The sequence below is a fragment of the Cryocola sp. 340MFSha3.1 genome (genome assembly GCF_000383315.1).
GTDB lineage: Bacteria > Actinomycetota > Actinomycetes > Actinomycetales > Microbacteriaceae > Leifsonia.
On record NZ_KB911087.1, the window covers coordinates 1,626,739 to 1,646,888 of the forward strand.

Consider the following 20,150-nt stretch of genomic DNA (forward strand, 5'->3'; position numbering starts at 1 on the left):
ATTATTTCGCGCCCACCGTCGCAGCGGTTCGTTCCACCGCCGGGCGCAGCACCTCGCGGCACCAGGTACGGAAGTCGGTGGGGGCGATCTCGGCCGTCGCCCAGTCCGCGTCGTAGATGCCGGCATCCTGTGCGGCGAACATCTCGATCGTGTCGGTGATCGCCTGCCCGCTCGCCCCTCGGGACCGCAGGAGCTCGGCGAAGTCGTCCATCGCGATCCTCTCGTAGGCGACCGGGCGTTCCAGCTCCTCGCTCATCACCCGGGCGATCGCGTCGGGCGCGAGGCGGTCCGGGCTGAACAGCGGGAGGTTCTCCTGCCCGTGCCAGGTGGGATCGGTGAGCAGGTCCGCCGCGCGCTCGGCGATGTCGCGGGTCGCGACCATGGCGAGCGGCCGATCGGCGGCGAACGTGAGCGAGAAGGCCCCACGGCGCACGATCGCGTCGGCCTGCCCGAGCAGGTTCTCCATGTAGAACGGCAGCGACAACGCCCGGTAGGCCGCGCCGGACCGGGCGAGTTCCGCATCCATCGCGAACGCCGCGGACAGCACGCCCGCCGGCTTTCGGAAGTCGTGTCCGGCGCTGGTGACCCCGACCACGCGGCCGACTCGGTGACGACGGATGGCGGCGGAAGCGGCGCGCGCGAAGGCGAGGTAGTGCTCCTCGGCGCTCGGTGCCGCCGGGTTCGGCGGAACGAGCCAGAACAGCGCGTCCGCGCCGGGCAGGGCCGCGTCGAGGACGGCCGGGTCTGCGTGCGATCCCTCCACGACCTCCACGCGGGTGCGGACGGCGTCGTCGAGCTGGGATGCGTCCCGCACGATGACGCGGACCTCGCTGCTCCGCTCGAGCAGCAGGGTGACGAGCCGGCTGCCGATCCGGCCGGTGGGAGTGGTGACGACGATCATGAGACCTCCATAAAAATGAACCTGAATTCCGGTTCCGAATGTAGCCCCGACGCCTCCCTGACGTCAACTACAGTGAGGGATCATGACCGCACCGGAACGCTCGCTGCGCGCCGACGCCCGGCGCAACCGTGAAGCCGTCCTCGATGCGGCCAGCGACCTGTTCGCACGCCACGGCGACAACGTGCAGATGGATGAGATCGCCGCCCGGGCCGGGCTCGGCGTCGGGACGCTCTACCGGCACTTCGCAGACAAGCGGGCGCTGCGGGCCGCGATCATCGCGCGCCGGTTCGCGGCGGTCACCGAACTCGCCCGGGCGGCCGAACAGCTCGACGACCCGTGGACGGCCTTCGAGACCCTCCTCGTCGGCTACCTCGAATCGGCGCAGCCCGACGCCGCGTTCCGCTTCGCCATCCTCAGCCCGGAGGAGCCGACCTGGGCCGACATCGCCGCCGAGAAGCACGCGTTCTCGGAGATCGTCGACCGGGTCGTGCAGCGCGCCGTCGACGCCGGGCTGCTGCGCCCCGACTTCCGGCCCGACGACTTCATCCTGATCACCCGCGGAGCCATGGCCAACATGTCCGGAAGCGGCGACTGGCGCCGCTACCTCGACCTCCAGCTCGACGGGATCCGCAGCACCGCCGGCTGAGCGCCCGCGGTCAGCCGGCGGAGGCGGCCCGGTCGGTCCGGAAGGCGTCGATGGCGAGACCCGCGAAGCGCCGCGCCGCCGCATCCCGCCGCGAGAGCGACACGGACCCCAGGCCGCGGCCGGCGAGCAGCATGAGCACCAGGTCGTCGACGACGAAGTCGGGGCGCAGCCGGCCCTGTGCCTTCGCCCGCGTCGCGAGACCGTCCAGCATCCCAAGCAGCTCCCGGCGGTGCTGCGCGAAGGCTGCGGAGCTGTGCGCGATCGACAGGAAGGCGTCGACGAAACCCCGGTTCCGCACGTCGAGCGCGGTCAGGCGCTCGATGACCGACGTGAAGCCGTGCCACGGATCGGGATCGGCGCAGCCCTCCTCGACGATCGCCCGGCACGTCCGCATCTCGACCTGGAACGCCTCGTCGATGAGCGACTGCTTCGTGGGGAACCGGCGGTAGAGCGTCGCCGGGCCGACCTCGGCGTGGCGGGCGACCTCCCGCATCCCGACGTCGAGTCCGCGCTCCGAGAAGAGGGTGCGTGCCGCCGCCAGGATGCGGTCGCGGTTATCCTGCGCATCCGAGCGGAGGATCTGAGTCACTCGTCCTCCCGACGGTCTCACTTCGATCAAGTGGACGGGGGCGTCCACTACCGTGCGAGAGTACCGCAACGAGAAGGAGAAGATGTGCGAGCGATTGCGATCCAGGAATACGGCGACCCGAGCGGGATGGCCGTCACCGACGCCCCCGAGCCGAAAGCCGGTGCCGGGCAGCTGCTGATCGAGACGGAGGCGATCGGCGTCGGAGGCGTCGACGCGGTGATCCGGCGCGGGACGCTCGGTTCGAGCTACCCGCTGGGCATGATCCCGGGCAGTGAGGTCGCCGGGACGGTCGCCAGGGTCGGCGACGGCGTGGACCCCTCCTGGATCGGTCGCCGCGTCTGGGCGTTCACGGGTCGATCGGGCGGCTACAGCGAGCGCGCCGTCGCCTCAGTGGAGGACGTGACCCCGCTCCCCGACGACCTGTCGGCGGTGGATGCGGTGACGATCGGCAGCGCGGCCCCCGTCGCGCGATTCGCGCTCGCCCGCGCCCCCTTCGCGCCTGGCGACTCGGTGCTCATCCGCGGTGGCAGCGGCAGCATCGGGATCGCCGCGGTGGAGCTGGCGGCGCGCGCCGGCGCTTCCGCGGTGGCCGTGACGACCTCCTCCGCTGAGCGGGGTCGTCGGCTTGCGGCGCTCGGTGCGACGGACGTGCTCGACCGGTCCGGCCACGGGCCCGACGGGGCTTCCCGCCCGTTCGATGTGATCGTGGACATCGTCGGAGGCGACGGCATGCCGGCGTTCATCGACCGGCTCGCCCCCAATGGCCGCCTGGTCCTGGTCGGTGCGGTCGCGGGATTCCCACCCGCCGACTTCGGGGCGCGCCTCCTCCAGGGCTTCCAGGCCTCGCGCTCCGTCGCCGCCTTCAGCCTCGACTCCATCCCTCCGCTCGCGCGCTCCGCCGCACGCGCCGAGCTGTTCGAGGCCGCCATCCGCGGCGAGCTGCACGCCGTCGTCCACGAGGTCATCCCGCTCGACCGCGCGGCGGACGCCCACCGCCTCATGGATGACGGCGCCGTCTTCGGCCGCATCGTCCTCACCCCCTGACCCGTCGCCGTCGCCCCCTCCGCCCACCGTCGAGTCCGCACAGACTTACCGCTTTTCGCACCCTCAGCGTGCAAAGATCGCGGACTCGACGGTGGGCGGTTGGGAGGAGGGCGGTGGGCGGTATATCGTCGCGGCATGTGCCGGAACATCCGTTGCCTTCACAACTTCGAACCGCCCACGACGGACGATGAGGTGCGGGAGGCCGCACTCCAGTTCGTGCGCAAAGTCAGCGGCTCGACGCATCCGTCCCGGGCCAACACCGCGGCGTTCGAGCAGGCCATCGACGAGATCGCCGAGGCGACCAGACGGATGCTCGACCAGCTGGTGACGAACGCCCCGCCGAAGAGCCGCGAGTTGGAGGCCGCGAAGGGCCGACAACGCCACGAGAAGCGCATGGAGCGCGAGGTGAGGATCCGGACGGCGTCGGCATGAGCGAGTCGGGCGTGAGAGCAACGACGCGCAGCGCGGCTGCGGAGGAGGAGCGATGAAGCGTCACGAACTCATCCCGGTGCCGGAGGAGGCGATCGCCGACCTCCGTTCGCGCCTCGAGCGGTTCCGGAGGGTGCCGCTGCCACAGCGCGACGGACTCGGCGGAGTCGACCCCGAGGTGCTGTCCGACCTGCTGCGGTACTGGGCGGACGACTACGACTGGCGCGAGCACGAGCGCCGCATCGCCTCCTGGCCGTGGGTGCAGACCGAACACACCGCGGTGCCCATCCGCGCGATCGTCCGGCCCGCCGACCGCGAGGATGCGCCGGTCGTCCTCCTCCTGCACGGCTGGCCGGACTCGGTGCTCCGTTTCGAGCGCATCCTGCCCCTGCTCGACGACGTGACGCTCGTGCTCCCCGCTCTGCCCGGGTATCCGTTCGCCGCACCGGTGGAGGGCGGCGGGATGTCATCGGTCGAGATGGCGGACGCCGTCGCCGACGCCATGGCCGAGTTCGGGTTCGACCGGTATGTGATCTCGGCGGGCGACGTGGGATGCGATGTCGGGGAGGCTATCGCCGGACGCCACGGCTCGCACGTCAGCGCCCTGCATCTGACCGACCTCTCGCAGTACCACTTCCTCGTCGGACTCCCCGACGACCTCGACGAGACGGAGCGCGCCTACGTGGAGCGCGGCCGCGACTGGCAGCAGCGCGAGGGCGGGTACATGCACGAGCAGTCCACCCGCCCCCGAACCCTCGCGGTGGGGCTCGGCGATTCCCCCGCGGGGATGGCCGCGTGGATTCTGGAGAAACTCATCGACTGGACGGACTCCGGCGGCGACCTCCGCCGGGCGTTCACCCCCGATGAGGCCCTGACCTGGATCTCGGCGTACTGGTACACCGGCGCGATCGGTACCTCTTTCACTCCGTACGCGGCTGCGGCGCCGAAGGATTGGCCGAGGATCGAGATCCCGACGGTCATGACGGTGTTCCCGCGCGACCTCGTCAATGCCCCGCGGCAGTTCGTCGAGCGGTTCTTCTCCGTCGTCGACTGGCTGGAGTTCCCGCACGGCGGTCACTTCGCCGCCTGGGAGCAGCCGACCGACTACGTCGAGGGTGTCCGCCGGGCGCTCGGCGCGATCAGCTGATCCGCTGTCAGGCGCGCTCCACCGGCAGCCACAACTCGCAGGTCGCGGTGGTGAAGTCCGCCGATCGGTCGAGGACCGCGACGATCGACGGGCCCGGCCGCAGACGCCACGGGTTGGAGGGGAACCACTCGCTCGCCGTCGCGGCCCACGCCGACTGGAGCGCCGCGGGGTAGTCCCCGTCGATGCGGAACACCGCCCAGGTCCCGGCCGGGACCTCGATGGCGTCCAGGTCGTCCGGTGTCGGCGAGTCCACCGTTCGCGCGACACCGTGGACATAGGTGAGCTCGGTCCCCTCGGTGTAGTCGGGGTCGACGTCGGCGCTGACCTGGAGCAGGCCTGCGGGCTCGGTGTCGCTGAGGCCCGTGAGGCGAGCATGCTCGTCCGGCTCGATGGATGCGACGAGGGCCTGGATGTGCGGGTTGACGCCTTCGTGGATGAGCGGCACGCGAGCTGCGTGGCCCACGAGCCGGAAGGCCGGTCGGTCGGTGATTCGGGTGTCCATCGGGGTGTTCCCTTCTACGATCAGGCGGAACCTGAGCTGCGGTTGCGTGCGAAGGGGGCCGCCATCGCGTCTCACGGTGGCGGGGCTCGCGCCGTGCACCGACCGGAACGCCCGGTTGAACGCCTCCGTGGAGCCGTAGCCGTGACGCACGGCGACGGCGAGCAGGTCGTCGCCTCCGAGCAGATCGGCGACGGCGACGGTCATGCGACGACGGCGCACATACTCTGACAGGGGCATCCCGGCCAGCGACGAGAACATGCGACGGACGTGGTACTCCGTGGTGCCGAGTCCGCGGGCGACCTCGGCGAGGTCGAGGTCGTCGGCGAGGTGGTCTTCGATCACCTCGACCACCCGGTTGAGAATCGCGATCACGGTCCCTCCTTCGCCTTTCAGCCTGGTAGGCCGTGGGACGCCGCACCCGACTATCGCGGTCCGAAACGATCGCCGCCGGGTCGGCCTGGTGTACCCGCTTGGCCGAGCTCATCCCGGAGGCTGACGCCCGCAACGGGCCACCGCACTAGCCTCGAGCCTATGCTTCGCCGCGCCGCCACCATCCTGGCCATCGTCTGCGCTGCCGCCCTCATGTCCGGGTGCTCGATGATCGAGGGGCTGGCGCGGGATGCGACCGGCCGGGATTCCGCCGCGCCTGCGGAGGCCTGCCTTCCCCGCGGCGCCGAGCCGGATCCATCCCCGACGCCGGCCCCGACGCTCGATCCGCATGTCGCCGGAGAGGTCCGGGAGGCCGTCGCCGCCGTCCGAAAGCTCGCGCGCGTCGACACGGTGAGCGAGCGCACATCGAACTCACGAACCGCCTCGGACGATCCGAACCGACCGGACTGCCGGGTCGTCTCCAACCACTTCTCCAGCCAGGTCGACGTCGTGATGGAGGCGGAGGCGACACCGGCTCAGGCGGCGGCAGTTCCGACGACGATGGCGCAGCATCTCGCGTGGACGGGTGTGAGCCTCTCCTTGAAGATGCCGGCCGGCCCCGGGCACATCGAGACGACGGTCCACTACAGCCGGACCTTCGACCAGACCATCCCGATCGAGACCTCCACGGACGTCGCAGAGGGCCTCGCGCGTCTGGCGGCGACGCCGCATGTCACCTCACTGGAGGCGTCCATCCCGTACACCATGCGCGTCGAGTACGGCTCGCTGACGGTGCTCGTCGACGGCGCGGACCCGGCGACGCTGGATGCGGTCCGCGCGGTCATCGACACCACGGTGTTCGCCGACACCACCCTGCACGGTTCGTTCAGCAACGGCGCCAAACCCTGACCACGGGTTGACGAACGAGGCCGTTACCGCCACACTTAGGCACGTGCCTAAGTATTACGACGAGCTCGACGCCGTGCTCCGCGCCCTCGCGGACCCCACGCGGCGAGCCGTCGTGGAGCGGCTGGCGGCGTCACCGGCGGTGGTGAGCGAGCTCGCGGAACCGTTCCCGATGGCGCTGCCGTCGTTCATGCAGCACCTGAGCGTGCTCGAGAGCGCCGGAGTGATCACCTCCGAGAAGCACGGGCGCGTCCGCACCGTGAGCCTGCGGCCGGGCGCCCTCGACATCCTGCACCTCTGGCTCGGCGAGCAACGCACGCCCGCCGAGCACCAGGCCGACCGCCTCGGCATCCACCTCGCCCGCGCCTCGGCGCCGACCCCGAAGGACACCTGACATGACCCGCGTCCGCATGAACCTCTTCGCCTCGCTCGACGGCTACACGCCGTCCGATGTGTCGCCCGACAACCCGATGGGCGAGGACTGGGGCCGCCTCACGGCCGCCTGGGCATCGACCCGGACGTTCCGCGAGCGCATCTTCGGCGACACGAGCGGGGCCGGCACGACCGGCGTCGACGACCGGGTCGGCCGCGAGTTCTTCGAGGGCGTCGGCGCCGAGATCCTGGGCGCCGGGATGTTCGGCCTCCACTCGTTCCCCGACGACCCGGAGTGGAAGGGATGGTGGGGAGACACGCCGCCCTTCGGAACCCCGGTCTTCGTGCTCACGAGCACCGCTCCCCGCCCCGCGATCGAGATGGACGGCGGCACGACCTTCCACTTCCGCAACGCCTCCCCGGAGGACGTGCTCGCCGAGGCGACCGAGGCCGCTGGCGGCCAGGACGTCCGGGTGGGCGGCGGGTACCGCACGGCCCGCGCCTTCCTGCAGGCCGGACTGGTGGACGACCTCCACCTCATGATCACGCCGGTCTTCCTGGGCCGCGGCAATCGGCTCTTCGACGACCTGACCGGCATGGACTCGACGCACACGGTGACCACCGAGGTCGCCGAGAGCGGCACCATCCACGTCACCCTGACCCGCTAGGACGCAGCCATGACGATCGATCGCCGCCTCGCCCGCGCCGGATTCACCCTCACCCGCGACTACCCCGCCCCGCCCGAGCGCGTCTGGGACGCCTTCGCCGACGAGCAGCAGAAGCTCAGCTGGTGGGGAGCCGGCGACGCCATGGAGCCGCGCGAGTGGTCGTTCGACTTCCGCGTCGGCGGACGGGACGTCGCCGAGGGGAAGTTCCACCACGGCCCGGTCTCTCGGTACGAAGCGACCTACACCGACATCGTCGAGCACGTCCGCATCGTCACCACCTACGACATGTGGATCGACGGGGAACACATGTCGACGTCCGTCGCGTCGCTGGAGTTCGACCCGATCGAGCAGGGCACCCGCTTCACGCACGTGGAGCACGGCGTCTTCTTCGACCGGTTCTGGGCCGACGGCCCCGGACGCGAGAGCGGCACCCGGGGCCTGCTCGATGCCCTGGGCGCCTATCTCGAACGCTCGGCCGGTTAGGCCTCCGCGACCTCCAGCTCCGGCATCTCCGCGGCGCCCGCGGCGGGCTTCCGGACGAAGAGCGCCAGCACGACCACTCCGAGCGACAGGATGCCGCCGGCGAGGAACGCGAGGTGCGAACCGTGCGCGGCGGCGGCCGCCGTCGGCAGGTCCGGGTCGGCGCCTCCGGTCGAGGCGACGCCCGTCGCGTACAGGGCGACGAAGATGGCCGTTCCTGCGGCGCCGGCAACCTGCTGCAGAGTGGCGATGGTGGCACTGCCGTGCGAGTACAGCCGCGGCGGGAGCGAGCCGAGCGACGAGCTGAACGCCGGCGTGAAGAGGAACGCCAGAGATAGCATCAGGACGATGTGCGCCCCGAGCAGCACGACCCACGACGACCCTTCGCCGAGACCGAGCGCCAGCGTCCAGAGGGCGACGGCGAGACCGATCGACCCGGGGATCACGAGCGGCCGCGGCCCGAACCGGTCGTACAGCCGGCCGACCGTCGGACCGGCCAGCCCCATCAGCAGGCCGCCGGGGAGCAGGATCGCGCCGACCCAGAGCGGCTCGAGACCCAGGGTGTAGCGGGCGAACTGCGGCAGCACGATGAAGGCGCCGAAGAGGGACACCATGGCGGCGGTCATCATCGAGACCGAGACCGCGAAGTCGCGGGAGAGGAACGTGCGCAGGTCGAGCAGCGCCGAGTCCGTGCGCTGCAGCGCCAGCTGCCGCCACACGAAGAACGCCAGCGTGATCAGGCCGACGACGATGGGGATCCACGGCTGGACCGCCGCCGAGCCGACCGCCGCGGCGCCGATCTGGCTGAGGCCGAACACGAGGGCCGAGAAGGCGAGCGCCGAGAGGATCACCGACGGCGTGTCCAGGCGCACCTTCCGCGTCTCCGACACATTCGGCACCCGGCGCACGCCGATGGCGAGCATGACGAGCCCGATCGGCAGCATCACCCAGAACAGCCCCTGCCACGGGAGCACCTGGATCAGCGCCCCGGACACGATCGGACCGATCGCGGGAGCGACGGACATCACGATCGAGACGCGCCCCATGACGCGGCCGCGCTGCTCCTCCGCGACGATCGTCATCACCGTCGTCATCATGAGAGGCATCATGATCGCGGTGCCGACCGCCTGGACGACCCGGCCGACCACCAGGGTCTCGAACACCGGCGAAAGGGCCGCGATGAGGGTTCCGATCACGAAGCTCGACATCGCGACGATGAAGACGGGCCGCGTGTTGAGCCGCTGCATCAGCCAGCCCGTCACGGGGATGACCACGGCCATCGTCAGCGCGAACGCCGTCGTGAGCCACTGCCCCTGGGTGGCGTCGATGTGGAGGGACTCCTGGATGCGCGGGAGCGCGACACCCATCATCGTCTCGTTGAGGAACACGACGAAGACGGCGGCGAGGAGCAGGGCGAGCGCGGTGCGGTTGCGTGCTGCGGTGGCGACCGGGGTCGGCTCGCTGGCGAGCTCTGCGCGGTCGATGGTGTCGGTCATGGCGTTCTCCTTCATCGGATGTACTTCAAAAAATAAAGCACACTGCAAATAATGAAGTCAAGTGCTACAGTGAGATTCATGACGAACCAGCACTACGGGCAGTTCTGCGGTCTCGCACGCGCAGCCGAGATCGTCGGGCAGCGATGGACCCTGCTGATCCTGCGCGATCTGAGCGTCGGCCCGCAGCGCTACTCTGACCTGGTCTCCGGCCTCCCCGGCATCCCCACGAACACCCTCGCCTCCCGGCTGAAAGAGCTCGAGGAGGAGGGCATCGTCGAGCGGATGGCTCCGTCAAGCGGTGAGCGGGCGGTCGTCTACCGGCTGACCCCGCGCGGCGAGGAGCTCGGCCCGGCGATGGACGCGCTGTCGCGCTGGGGCGCCGGCGGGATGCGGACTCCGCGCGACGGCGAGATCGTGACGACCGCATCGATCGCCTCGGCGCTGAAGGTCGCCGCGGGCGACGGCGTCGTCCCGAAGGAGTGGGACACGGCCTACACCGTCCGCGTCGGCGAGGTGGTGACGCACCTGATCATGCGCGACGGCGTCATCACCGTCGGCCCTGGCGCGGCCGAGGCACCGGACCTCGTCATCACCGCGGGCCCGCAGATCCGCGACCTCCTCGCGGGAGAGCTGGATGCGGACACCGCGATCGCGACCGGTGCGGTGCAGCTGGAGGGCGACGCCTCGCTGTTCGCCCGCTTCGCCGACACGCTCCACGTGCCGTACAGCCCGAACGTGCCCGCCTAGAGCCGGCCGCGAGCCGAACGGGACACTCCGAGACGGCTCACCGCGATCCCCAGGACGACCAGCGCGAGAGCCGCGACGAACGGCAGGACGGGGTCGCTCCCGCTGTCTGCGAGTGATGCGGTCGCGCCTTCCGAGCCGATCGCCAGCACCCCCTCCGTCCCGACGAGCACTAGCGCAGGCGCCGTCACGAAGGTGTACGTCGCCGATGCGTCGGGGCCCTGTCCGTTGGAAGCGGTGATGGTCACGGTCGACGAACCCGGCGTGGTCGGCGTCCCGGAGATGACTCCGGTGGTGCCGTTCAGGGTGAGACCGGCCGGGAGAGCCCCGGCGCTCACGGTGAACGTGGGTGACGGCGTGCCGGAGGCGGTCACGGTGAACGCGTACGGTGTCCCGGCGACCGGAGCGGTCGGCGTTCCGGAGGTGATGGACGGGCTCGACGTCGTGACGGGTGTGCCCGGCGGCGGGCATCCCGTCGGGGCCGTCACGGTGTTGGTGTCGAGGGTGACCGCCGCGTTGCTCGCCAGCAGGCGGCCCACGATCGTCGCGCCGGTCGTCGCGGTGATGGACTGGTCCGCGAGCACGGTCCCGATGAACTGCGCGGCTGTGCCCAGCGTCGCCGACGACCCGACCCTCCAGAAGACGTTGCAGGCGGTCGCGCCGCCGGTCATCGTGATGTGCGTCGCCGATCCGATGGTCAGCGTGCTGGCCGCCTGGAAGACCCAGACCGAGGTCGCACTGCCGGCGAGGGTCAGCGCTCCGTTGTCCGCGAGCGAGAGCGCGCCACCCGAGTAGACGCCGGGTGTCAGCGACAACCCGTTGAGCTCGCCGATGCCGGAGGTCGTCGGCGTGAGTCCGCTGGCGGTGTTGAAGGCCGTCGTCACGTCGCTCTGCGCCTGAGCTGCGACGGCGTCGGTCTGATGCAGGGTTCCGGTGAACGTGCCGTCGGGAGCGCCCCCGAACCCGGTGATCGACGAGCCAGGAGACACGCCCACATCGCCGTCGACGACGGTCGGCCCGGTGTTCATCACCTCACTCGCTCCGAGCACGCCGAAGGGCGCGGCAGTCCCGATGTCCACCGGTCCGTCGAGGGTGGTGTCCGCGTGCGCCGCAGCCGGGCCGAAGCACAGGCCGAGCAGCGCCAGAAGAGCTGCCGCTGTCGCCCCGACGCCGATGCGCGCGCCGAAAGATGGTGAAGAAGAAGTGGATGTCGAATCGGCCACGAAGGCCCCCGCCCGAATCGGGGGGTCCTGGCATACGACGAGATTCGTCTTCCACACCCCTTGGCGCGGAGTCTGGCACAGTTCCGGGCCCCGTGCCGGATCCGGCCGAACGGGGGGTAAGCGGTTTTCGGCTTGACGCCCGCTCCGCCGCCTGCCTATACTCCCATTTACAACGTTGATTACATCGTTGTAAACCCGATCCGATCGACGATGAGCGGTCGGTCCCATGAGAGGCATTCAATGAAGAAACTGCTCGCGACGCTGGCCGTCGCGGCCGGCGCTTCTCTCGCGCTGGCCGGCTGCTCCACCTCCCCCGGCTCCGGCGACTCCGGCCCCGTCACTCTCACCTTCTGGCACGGCTACACCGAAGCAGACGGCAAGGTGCTCGACGCGATCGTCGACGACTTCAACAAGTCGCAGGACAAGATCACGATCAAGACCACGACCAAGACCTGGGCCGTCATCGGCGACACATTGCTCCCCGCGCTCTCCGCCAAGAAGGGGCCGGACATCGTCGCGATGCCGGCCGAGACCCTCCCGGTGTACGCATCCAAGGGCGCGTTCGCCAAGCTCGACGACTTCTACGCGAGCAGCGCGACGAAGAGCGCGTCGCTGCGGCCCGCAGCGGTCGAGATGGAGAAGGTCGACGACTCCTACTACGGCATCCCCACCGGCTTCGTGCCGCTCTCCGTCATCTACAACAAGGCGCTCTTCGAGAAGGCGGGGATCACCGAGTTCCCGAAGACGTGGGACGAATGGGTGGCCGACGCCAAGAAGCTCACCGTCGACGAGAACGGCGACGGCACCCCCGAGCAGTACGGCCTGGCACTCCCCGACCACGCGACCGTGGGCAACGGCGTCTGGGCGAGCCTGTTCTACGGCAACGGCGGGAAGATCGTCGACGGCTCGAAGTCGGTGCTCGACTCCTCCGAGAACGCCGAGACGCTGTCGTACTGGGCGAAGGCCGTCACCGCCGACAAGATCTCGCCGACGGGCCTGGACGGCGTCGCCTCCGACAAGCTGTTCTCCTCCGGCAAGGCCGCGATGGAGATCGGCGGACCGTGGATGGCGGGCGTCGCCACCGAGAACAAGATCGACTACGGCATCGCCGGCATCCCCGCCGGACCGAAGGGCGCCGCCGCCTCGGCGATCGGCATCTCGGCCGCGGTGACCGCTCAGGCAGACGCTGCGAAGAAGGCTGCGGCGGAGAAGTTCTTCGCCTACTTCTTCACCAAGGAGGTCGCCACGAAGTGGTCGCTCGGCTCGGCGTGGCCGCCGCTGCGCACCGACATCCCGTCCTCCGACGTGTCGTCGAACCCGGTCGTGGCGACGCTCACCGACCTGGTCGGGGATGCGCGTCCCCTGCTCCCCGGCGTCGCCAACAGCACGGATGTCCTCTCGGCGGTCGACGAAGCGACGCAGAAGGCCCTCGCCGGCGGCGACCCGGATGCGTTGCTGAAGTCGGCATCCACCCAGGTGCAGCAGGCACTCGGCAAGTGATCCACCCGGTGGACCGCCGCACCCCGGCGGTCCACCACCCTCTTCCGAAAGCGATCATGACCACACTCACCCGCTCCCGCACGGGCCGCCGGCCGTATCGCCCGCCCGCCCCGCTCGGCGGCCGGCCGCGTTCGGGCCGCCGCCGCGGACCGATGGCCCTGCTCTTCATGCTCCCCGCGACGGTCGTCCTGATCGCCTTCGTCGGGTGGCCGATGCTGTCGGCCCTGCGTCTCTCGTTCACGAACGCGAGCGGCTTCGGCCTGGAGGAGTGGGTGGGCTTCGACAACTACGTGCAGGTCTTCACCGACCCACGCGTGCTCGCCACCCTCGGCAACACCGCGCTCTACACGGTGCTCTTCACCCCGACGGCGCTGATCGCGGCACTGCTGCTCGCGCTCCTCCTCACCAACCGCCGCCTGCTCGGTCGCGGCTTCTTCCGCACGGCACTGTTCCTCCCGTTCATCGTCTCCCTCGCCGTCGCCGCCTTCGCCTGGACGTACCTGCTCGACCCGCAGGTCGGCCTCCTCAACTACTGGCTGCGCAGCGTCGGCATCCAGCTCGGAAACGTTCTGCAGGACCCGGCGCTCGCCATGCCGACGGTCGTGCTCGTGGCCATCTGGAAGAGCTTCGGCTTCTACATGGTGATCTTCATCGCCGGTCTGCAGGAGATCCCCGAGTCGCTGTACGAGGCGGCGAAGATCGACGGCGCGGGAGCCTGGCGGCGCTTCATCAGCATCACCCTCCCCCAGCTCAGCAACACCCTCGCGTTCGTCGTCGTGTTCGCGATGATCGCCGCCCTCCAGGCCTTCGACCAGATCTACGTCATGACGGGCGGCGGTCCGTACCGTTCGACGCAGACCGTCGTCATGGAGATCTACCAGGAGGGCTTCAAGAAGCTCGACCTCGGGCTCGCGACAGCGCTCTCCTACGTGCTGCTGGCCGCGACCCTCATCCTCAGCCTCATCCAGTTCCGCTTCTTCGGACGCCGTGAGAAGGACCTCGCATGACCGCCACCCTCGCCCCCGCCGCCACGGCCCGGGCCGCCACCACGGCCCGCCGCCGGCGCGTCGGCCGCACCACAGAGCGCTGGCTGCTCTTCGCCGCCGCCCTGGTGCTGACCGCCATCGTGCTGCTCCCCGTGATCGTGATCGTCCTCACGGCGTTCAAGCCGGCGTCCGAGATCAACGCCTATCCGCCGACACTGCTCCCCGGAACGTGGACGCTGGACAACTTCACCAAGATCTTCAGCGACCTCCCGTTCGGGCGGCTCTTCCTCAACAGCCTCGTCTTCGCGGGCGGGGTGACGGTCTTCGCCCTCGTCTTCGACTCGCTCGCGGCCTACGCCCTCGCCCGCATCGACTTCCGCGGCAGCAGGGTCGTGCTGATCGTGATCGTGGCCAGCCTGATGATCCCGTTCCAGGCGACGCTCATCCCCGTCTACCAGCTGGTGGCGCAGCTCGGCTGGGTCAACACGTTCGCCGGGCTGATCATCCCGCGGGCGGCCGACGCTTTCGGCATCTTCTTCCTGCGCCAGTTCTTCATCGCCCTCCCCCGCGACCTCGACAACGCGGCGCGGATCGACGGGGCCGGCGAGTTTCGCATCTTCCGCAGCATCGTGCTCCCGAACGCCGTCCCGGCCCTCCTCACGCTCGCCATCTTCACCTTCGTGAACAACTGGAACGACCTGCTCTGGCCGCTCGTCTTCACGACCTCGCCGGAGATGGGCACGATCACGTCGGGCCTCACCCTGCTGACCGGGCCGAGCGGCATCATCCCCTACGGCACGATGATGGCCGGATCGCTCATCGCGGTCCTGCCGCTCGCCGTCATGTTCCTGATCATGCAGCGCCGCTTCATCGAGAGCGTCGCGACCACGGGGCTCAAGTGACGGCCCCGCGCTGGTTCGAGGACGGCCGCCTGCACCTCGGACTCGGGATCGAGGACACCTTCGTGCCGCAGGAGCGGCCCGGCGAGCGCGCCATCGACGAGTACGAGCTCACCGAGCACTACGACCGGTACCGCGAGGACTTCGCCCTCGCGGCGGGCGTCGGCGCCGAGGTGCTGCGCTGGGGCGTTCCCTGGTACCGGATCGCGCCGGAGCCCGGCCGCTGGGACTGGGACTGGACCGACCGGGCGGTGGATGCGCTGCTCGGCGCCGGCCTCCGGCCGATCATCGACCTGCTGCACTACGGCACCCCCACCTGGCTGACCGACCAGTTCGCCTCCGCGGACTACCCGCAGCATGTCGCCGAGTTCGCGGACCGCTTCGGCGAGCGCTACGGCGACCGGGTCGTGGACTACACGCCGGTGAACGAGCCGGTCATCCATGCGCTGTTCTCCGGAGAGTACGGCTACTGGCCGCCCTACCGGACCGGCGCCGAGGGCTTCGCCACCATCGCCGCGAACCTGGCGCGCGGCTTCGTGCTCAGCCAGGAGGCGCTGGCCGCCCGCATCGGCGACCGCGCGACCTTCGTGCACGTCGACGCCGCCATCAGCTACGTCGGAGACGACACCGCACCGGAGCATCACGCGGAGGCCGAGCGGCTGCGGCACCAGGTGCACCTGGTCGAGGACCTCGTGACCGGTCGCGTCGACGACGCCCACCCGCTGCGCGACCGGCTCGCCCCGGCGGTCACGGACGCCGAGCTGGACTGGTTCGCCGCCCACGCCGTGCGCCCCGACATCATGGGCGTCAACTATTACCCGCGCCACTCCACCGAGCTGTTCGAGGCGGGCGCCCGGCACGGCGGCGGCTTCGCCGACCCGCGGCCGAGCGTCGACCGCGGAACGCAGGGCCTCCGCGAGGCGCTCGAGCGGTTCGCCTCGCGGTACGGCGCACCGGTGATGGTCACCGAGACGTGCGTGACGGGAACGGTCGAGGAGCGCATCCACTGGCTGGATGAGTCGCGCGCCCTCGTGGAGAGCATGCGGTCCGAGGGTGCACCGGTGGTCGGGTACGTCTGGTGGCCGCTGTTCGACATGTACGAGTGGACGTGGCGGCACAGCGACCGGCCGCGCGCCGACCACCTGCTGACCATGGGGCTCCACGACCTGGTCGAGTCGCCCGCCGGGTTGCTGCGGCGGCCGAACCCGGTCGCCGACCGCTTCCGCGAGTACGCCGCCCGGCTCGCCCCTCTGCCTGCCGATGACGTCAGCCTGCTGACCTGACGTCCAGACGTGACGACGAGCCCGACGTCGTGACGGCCCGCCCGCGCCCGCGGACGGGTCACCAGTGAGAGAAGGAACCGACAATGTTTCCATCACGCACCACATCGGGCGCGTCGCCGCGGCGACGACTCCGGGCACTCGCCGTGGCCGGCGCCGTCGCCGGCGCCCTCGTCGCGGCGACATTTACCGCCGCGCCCGCCTCCGCCGTGACGACCGGCAACGGATCGCTCGTCTACTCCCCCGCCGCCGGCACGTCGTTCAACCCGGAGGGCGGCCGCGCGGCCGGAACGACGTACGCGAAGAACATCGTGCTCAAGAACAGCGGGGCGGCGAACGGCACCCAACTGGTCACCTACGACCAGCTCGTGCTCGTGAACGGCGTGCAGGTCTACCCGATCTACCGCAGCACCGACGACGGGACCAGCTGGACCCACGTCACGGACGTCGTGCCGAGCGCGACGTTCCCGACGCTGACCCGCACCTCCCAGCCGTTCCTGTTCGAGGTCTCGCAGGCGACGGGCGGGCTGGCCGCGGGCACCATCCTGCTCGCCGGGATGATCATGCCGGAGGACCGCTCGAGCAGCCGCCTGGTCGTCTACAAGAGCACGAACCAGGGCACGTCGTGGTCGTATCTGAGCACCATCGACACCGGCGGGCCCGCCGTCTACGACCCGAGCCCGACCTCCACGACCTCGACCGTGTGGGAGCCGTCGCTGGCCATCGACGGGCAGGGCGGCCTGGTCGCCTACTTCTCGGACGAGCGGCAGAAGGCGAGCGGTGTCCTGCAGGCGGTGTCGTATCGGCGGTCCACCGACGGCGGCGCGACCTGGGGTGCTGAGTCGAACGTGTCGGCCCCGAACAACCAGTCCGACCGGCCCGGCATGATCACGGTGACCAAGCTGCCCGATGGCCGCTACCTCGCCACGTTCGAGGTGGTCAACCGGCCGTCGCAGACCAAGAACACCGCGCCGGTGTACTTCAAGACGTCGCCCGACGGCCTGAACTGGTCGCCGACGACCAGCATCGGCACGCCCATCACCCTCGCAAACGGCCGCGGCATCGGATCGTCGCCGTATGTGAAGTGGGTCCCGGGCGGCGGGCCGAAGGGCATGGTCGTCGTCGCATCCAAGTGGTCGCTGGATGCCACGGGCACCATCGACGGCGGTCAGAACTTCTACGTCAACTACAACCTCGGCGACGGGCCGTGGGAGCGACTTCCGATGGCGGTCACGTACGACGGACCGGACGCCGAAGGCGGCACCTTCAGCGGCTTCGCCCAGAGCATCGACTACTCGGTGGACGGCCGCACGCTGTACCAGGCGACCAACGTCGAGAACCTCACGACCACCTACAACGACATCCGTGTCGGCTCCATCCCGCTGGACGCCCAGCAGTACGAGGCCGAGAAGGCCGCCCGCACATCGGACACCTCCCTCGTCACGGATCCGGATGCGTCGAACGGCAGCAAGGTCGGCAACATCAACAACACGACCAGCTCGGTGACCTTCACCGTGCGGGTCCCGTCGGCCGGCTCGTACACGATGAACGTCCGCTACGACAACGGAACGGGCGCGGCATCCACGCACAACGTCAGCGTCAACGGCGGCACCGCATCCACCCTCAGCTACCCGGCGACGGTGAACTGGGGACGCTACGGCTGGGTGCAGAAGACGGTCACGCTGAACGCGGGCGCGAACACGATCGCATTCACGAAGGGCACCTCGTTCGCCGAGCTCGACGCCATCCAGCTGTACAAGCCGGGGACCGCCCTGGATCCGCAGTTCCGCGTCGTGAACCGCAACAGCGGCAAGTACCTGGAGATCGCGAGTGCGTCCCTGGCAGACGGTGCGGGGGCCGGGCAGTGGGGTGACACCGGCAACGCGTGCCAGGTGTGGAACGTGCACCCGGTGTCGAACGGCCTCCAGCTGTTCAATGTGAACAGCGGCAAGCTGCTCGAGATCCCCGGAGCTCAGACCGCAGACGGTGTGCGGGCGGCGCAATGGGGTCCGACCGGCAACGCCACCCAGGTGTGGTCGCCGAGCACCTCGGGCGGCTGGTGGACGCTGACGAACGCGAACAGCGGCAAGCCGCTCGAGATCGCCGGATCGTCGACGGCCGACGGCGCCTTCGCCCAGCAGCGCACCGCCGACGGCAGTGCGACGCAGCAGTGGCGGCTCGTGCGCGAGGGCATCCAGTAGTCCATCCGACCGGGGCGACGGCGATCGGGCCGCCGTCGCCCCTCCCGGCGCGTCGACTCTTCGAGTGCTCGGCGCGGATCACGTCCGGCGAGGCGCCGCCTGCCAGACTCGCTGCGTGGGGACCCTACTTACGGCGGGCGGTCTCGCCCTCGCCTTCTCGCTCTTCCTGACGCCGCTCTTCATCCGGCTGTTCCGGCGGCTGGAGTGGGGGCAGTTCATCCGGGACGACGGACCCCAGTCGCACCACGTCAAGCGCGGGACCCCGACGATGGGCGGCATCGTCTTCATCCTGGCGACGCTCTTCGGGTTCTTCGTATCCGCCCTCCTCAACGGCGGGGACGGCATCTCCCCGTCGTCGCTCCTGGTGCTGCTGATGTTCGTCGGCATGGCGGCGGTCGGGTTCGTCGACGACTTCCTGAAGGTGCACCACCAGCGCAGCCTCGGACTCGGCGGATGGGCGAAGATCGCCGGGCAGGCGATCGTCGCGACCGCGTTCGCCGTGCTCGCACTCCAGTTCCCCACCGCCGACGGCACGACGCCGGCGTCCATGGCCGTCTCGGCGATCCGCGACATCCCCGCGCTCAACTTCGCCCGGATCGCCACAGTGGTGCCCGTGGTCGGCTTCGTCCTCTACCTGGTCTGGATCAACCTCCTGGCGTCGGCGACCACCAACGGCGTGAACCTCGCGGACGGTCTCGACGGCCTGGCGACGGGCGCCTCGGTCCTCGCGATCGGCTCGTACACGCTGATCGGCTTCTGGCAGTTCAACCAGTCCTGCTTCAACCCCAACATCAACCCGGCGAACGTGGCCAAGTGCTATCCGACGAGCGACCCGCTGTCGCTGGCCATCGTCGCTGCGGCGATCTGCGGCGCTCTGGTCGGATTCCTCTGGTGGAACACCAGTCCCGCCAAGATCATCATGGGAGACACCGGCGCGCTCGGTCTCGGCGGAGCGCTGTGCGCCCTCGCGATCCTCACCCACACCGAACTGCTCCTGATCCTCATCGGCGGCCTCTTCGTCATCGAGGCGGGCTCGGTCATCGTCCAGCGCGCGTACTTCAAGGCGACCCACGGCAAGCGTCTCTTCCCGATGACGCCGATCCACCACAGCTTCGAGCTGAAGGGATGGCCCGAGGTCACGATCGTCGTGCGGTTCTGGATCATCGCGGGCGTGCTGATCGCCGTCGGCGTCGGGTCGTTCTACTTCGAGTGGCTCGCCTAGCGCGTGCGGTTGACTGATCCCATGCGTGAGCAGGCACTCTTCCTCAACGGCACGGTCGGCGTCGGCAAGAGCACGACGGCGGATGCGGTCAGCGCGCTCTTGATCGAGCGCGGCGTCCCGCACGCGATCATCGATCTGGACGCACTCCGCGCGGGCTGGCCGGCCCCGGAGGGCGACCCGTTCAACTCCGCGCTGGAGCTCGCGAACCTGCGTCCGGTCGCGGCCAACCACCGCGCTGCGGGCGCTCAGGTCCTCATCCTCCCCGGCGTCATCGAGGACGCCGCAGAGCTGCCCCGCTATCGCGACGCACTCGGCGGACTCCCTCTCACGGTCGTCCGCCTCACGGTCGACCCGGTGATCGGCGAGGCCCGGCTGCGCGCACGGCACCGCGACGACGACGCGGCGGCCGGCTGGCACCTGCACCGCTTCGGAGAGTTGGATGCGGTGCTCGACGCAGCACGCATCCCCGGTCGGGTGGTGGACACGAGCCGGCTCACGCCCCGCGAGGCGGCGGCGCGGGTGCTCGACGGGGCGCTCTGACGTGGG

General features: G+C 70.1%; 21 protein-coding genes. 16 read left to right on the forward strand and 5 right to left on the reverse strand.

Annotated features, from left to right (window positions below; translation table 11 throughout):
• Position 1: 1 nt before the first annotated feature.
• A complete protein-coding gene (locus H284_RS0107715) occupies positions 2–901 on the reverse strand; it encodes an NAD(P)H-binding protein (RefSeq protein ID WP_020075778.1) in 900 nt (299 codons plus the stop codon).
• A gap of 82 nt (positions 902–983) precedes the next feature.
• On the opposite strand from H284_RS0107715, the gene H284_RS0107720 reads away from it, so the two are divergent.
• A complete protein-coding gene (locus tag H284_RS0107720) occupies positions 984–1,547 on the forward strand; it encodes a TetR/AcrR family transcriptional regulator (protein ID WP_020075779.1) in 564 nt (187 codons plus the stop codon).
• A 10-nt stretch (positions 1,548–1,557) separates the two neighbouring features.
• Here H284_RS0107720 and H284_RS0107725 read toward each other — a convergent pair whose 3' ends face one another.
• The gene (locus H284_RS0107725) at positions 1,558–2,136 is read right to left on the reverse strand and encodes a TetR/AcrR family transcriptional regulator (RefSeq protein WP_020075780.1); all 579 of its coding nucleotides are present in this window, start codon (positions 2,134–2,136) and stop codon (positions 1,558–1,560) included.
• An 84-nt stretch (positions 2,137–2,220) separates the two neighbouring features.
• On the opposite strand from H284_RS0107725, the gene H284_RS0107730 reads away from it, so the two are divergent.
• The 3 genes from H284_RS0107730 (at position 2,221) to H284_RS0107740 (ending at position 4,756) form a co-directional block, all read left to right on the forward strand.
• Positions 2,221–3,180, forward strand: a complete 960-nt coding sequence (locus H284_RS0107730) for a zinc-binding dehydrogenase (protein ID WP_020075781.1) — start codon at positions 2,221–2,223, stop codon at positions 3,178–3,180.
• Between the two features lie 135 nt (positions 3,181–3,315).
• Entirely contained in the window at positions 3,316–3,612 is a 297-nt protein-coding gene (locus tag H284_RS0107735; protein WP_018189579.1) for a DUF2277 domain-containing protein, read from the forward strand.
• Positions 3,613–3,664: 52 nt separating this feature from the next.
• Positions 3,665–4,756, forward strand: coding sequence for an epoxide hydrolase (locus tag H284_RS0107740; RefSeq protein WP_020075782.1), 1,092 nt, complete (start codon positions 3,665–3,667; stop codon positions 4,754–4,756).
• Between the two features lie 7 nt (positions 4,757–4,763).
• On the opposite strand, the gene H284_RS0107745 is transcribed toward H284_RS0107740, so the two are convergent.
• A complete protein-coding gene (locus H284_RS0107745; RefSeq protein WP_020075783.1) occupies positions 4,764–5,630 on the reverse strand; it encodes an AraC family transcriptional regulator in 867 nt (288 codons plus the stop codon).
• 159 nt (positions 5,631–5,789) lie between these two features.
• Between H284_RS0107745 and H284_RS0107750 the strand changes: the two genes are divergently transcribed.
• From H284_RS0107750 to H284_RS0107765, 4 genes are read left to right on the forward strand one after another with little or no spacing between them, the layout of a single operon-like run.
• Positions 5,790–6,536, forward strand: a complete 747-nt coding sequence (locus H284_RS0107750; RefSeq protein WP_020075784.1) for a hypothetical protein — start codon at positions 5,790–5,792, stop codon at positions 6,534–6,536.
• 43 nt (positions 6,537–6,579) lie between these two features.
• Positions 6,580–6,927 carry an ArsR/SmtB family transcription factor gene (locus H284_RS0107755; RefSeq protein ID WP_020075785.1) on the forward strand — a complete coding sequence of 116 codons (348 nt, stop codon included), beginning with the start codon at positions 6,580–6,582 and terminating at the stop codon, positions 6,925–6,927.
• A gap of 1 nt (position 6,928) precedes the next feature.
• Positions 6,929–7,573, forward strand: coding sequence for a dihydrofolate reductase family protein (locus H284_RS0107760; RefSeq protein WP_020075786.1), 645 nt, complete (start codon positions 6,929–6,931; stop codon positions 7,571–7,573).
• 9 nt (positions 7,574–7,582) lie between these two features.
• Positions 7,583–8,056, forward strand: a complete 474-nt coding sequence (locus H284_RS0107765) for an SRPBCC domain-containing protein (protein WP_020075787.1) — start codon at positions 7,583–7,585, stop codon at positions 8,054–8,056.
• Here the strand turns inward: H284_RS0107765 and H284_RS0107770 are convergent.
• A complete protein-coding gene (locus H284_RS0107770; protein ID WP_020075788.1) occupies positions 8,053–9,564 on the reverse strand; it encodes a DHA2 family efflux MFS transporter permease subunit in 1,512 nt (503 codons plus the stop codon). The two genes, H284_RS0107765 and H284_RS0107770, sit on opposite strands and share 4 nt — an antisense overlap.
• A 63-nt stretch (positions 9,565–9,627) precedes the next feature.
• Between H284_RS0107770 and H284_RS0107775 the strand changes: the two genes are divergently transcribed.
• Positions 9,628–10,296, forward strand: a complete 669-nt coding sequence (locus H284_RS0107775) for a winged helix-turn-helix transcriptional regulator (RefSeq protein WP_020075789.1) — start codon at positions 9,628–9,630, stop codon at positions 10,294–10,296.
• Here H284_RS0107775 and H284_RS20505 read toward each other — a convergent pair.
• A complete protein-coding gene (locus tag H284_RS20505) occupies positions 10,293–11,516 on the reverse strand; it encodes an ice-binding family protein (RefSeq protein WP_196802824.1) in 1,224 nt (407 codons plus the stop codon). The two genes, H284_RS0107775 and H284_RS20505, sit on opposite strands and share 4 nt — an antisense overlap.
• 240 nt (positions 11,517–11,756) lie before the next feature.
• Between H284_RS20505 and H284_RS0107785 the strand changes: the two genes are divergently transcribed.
• The 7 genes from H284_RS0107785 to H284_RS0107815 all read left to right on the forward strand — a co-directional run bounded on the left by H284_RS0107785 (position 11,757) and on the right by H284_RS0107815 (position 20,144).
• Complete coding sequence (locus H284_RS0107785) at positions 11,757–13,016, forward strand: extracellular solute-binding protein (RefSeq protein WP_020075790.1); 1,260 nt, start codon at positions 11,757–11,759, stop codon at positions 13,014–13,016.
• A gap of 56 nt (positions 13,017–13,072) precedes the next feature.
• Positions 13,073–14,023, forward strand: coding sequence for a carbohydrate ABC transporter permease (locus tag H284_RS0107790; RefSeq protein ID WP_039731324.1), 951 nt, complete (start codon positions 13,073–13,075; stop codon positions 14,021–14,023).
• Positions 14,020–14,904, forward strand: a complete 885-nt coding sequence (locus H284_RS0107795; protein ID WP_020075792.1) for a carbohydrate ABC transporter permease — start codon at positions 14,020–14,022, stop codon at positions 14,902–14,904. The genes H284_RS0107790 and H284_RS0107795 overlap by 4 nt, the downstream gene beginning before the upstream one ends.
• Positions 14,901–16,184 carry a family 1 glycosylhydrolase gene (locus H284_RS0107800; protein ID WP_020075793.1) on the forward strand — a complete coding sequence of 428 codons (1,284 nt, stop codon included), beginning with the start codon at positions 14,901–14,903 and terminating at the stop codon, positions 16,182–16,184. The genes H284_RS0107795 and H284_RS0107800 overlap by 4 nt, the downstream gene beginning before the upstream one ends.
• 83 nt (positions 16,185–16,267) lie before the next feature.
• Positions 16,268–18,382, forward strand: coding sequence for an RICIN domain-containing protein (locus tag H284_RS0107805; protein WP_231371115.1), 2,115 nt, complete (start codon positions 16,268–16,270; stop codon positions 18,380–18,382).
• Between the two features lie 115 nt (positions 18,383–18,497).
• Complete coding sequence (gene mraY, locus H284_RS0107810; RefSeq protein ID WP_020075795.1) at positions 18,498–19,604, forward strand: phospho-N-acetylmuramoyl-pentapeptide-transferase; 1,107 nt, start codon at positions 18,498–18,500, stop codon at positions 19,602–19,604.
• Positions 19,605–19,625: 21 nt separating this feature from the next.
• Entirely contained in the window at positions 19,626–20,144 is a 519-nt protein-coding gene (locus tag H284_RS0107815; RefSeq protein ID WP_020075796.1) for a P-loop NTPase family protein, read from the forward strand.
• Positions 20,145–20,150 lie beyond the last annotated feature (6 nt).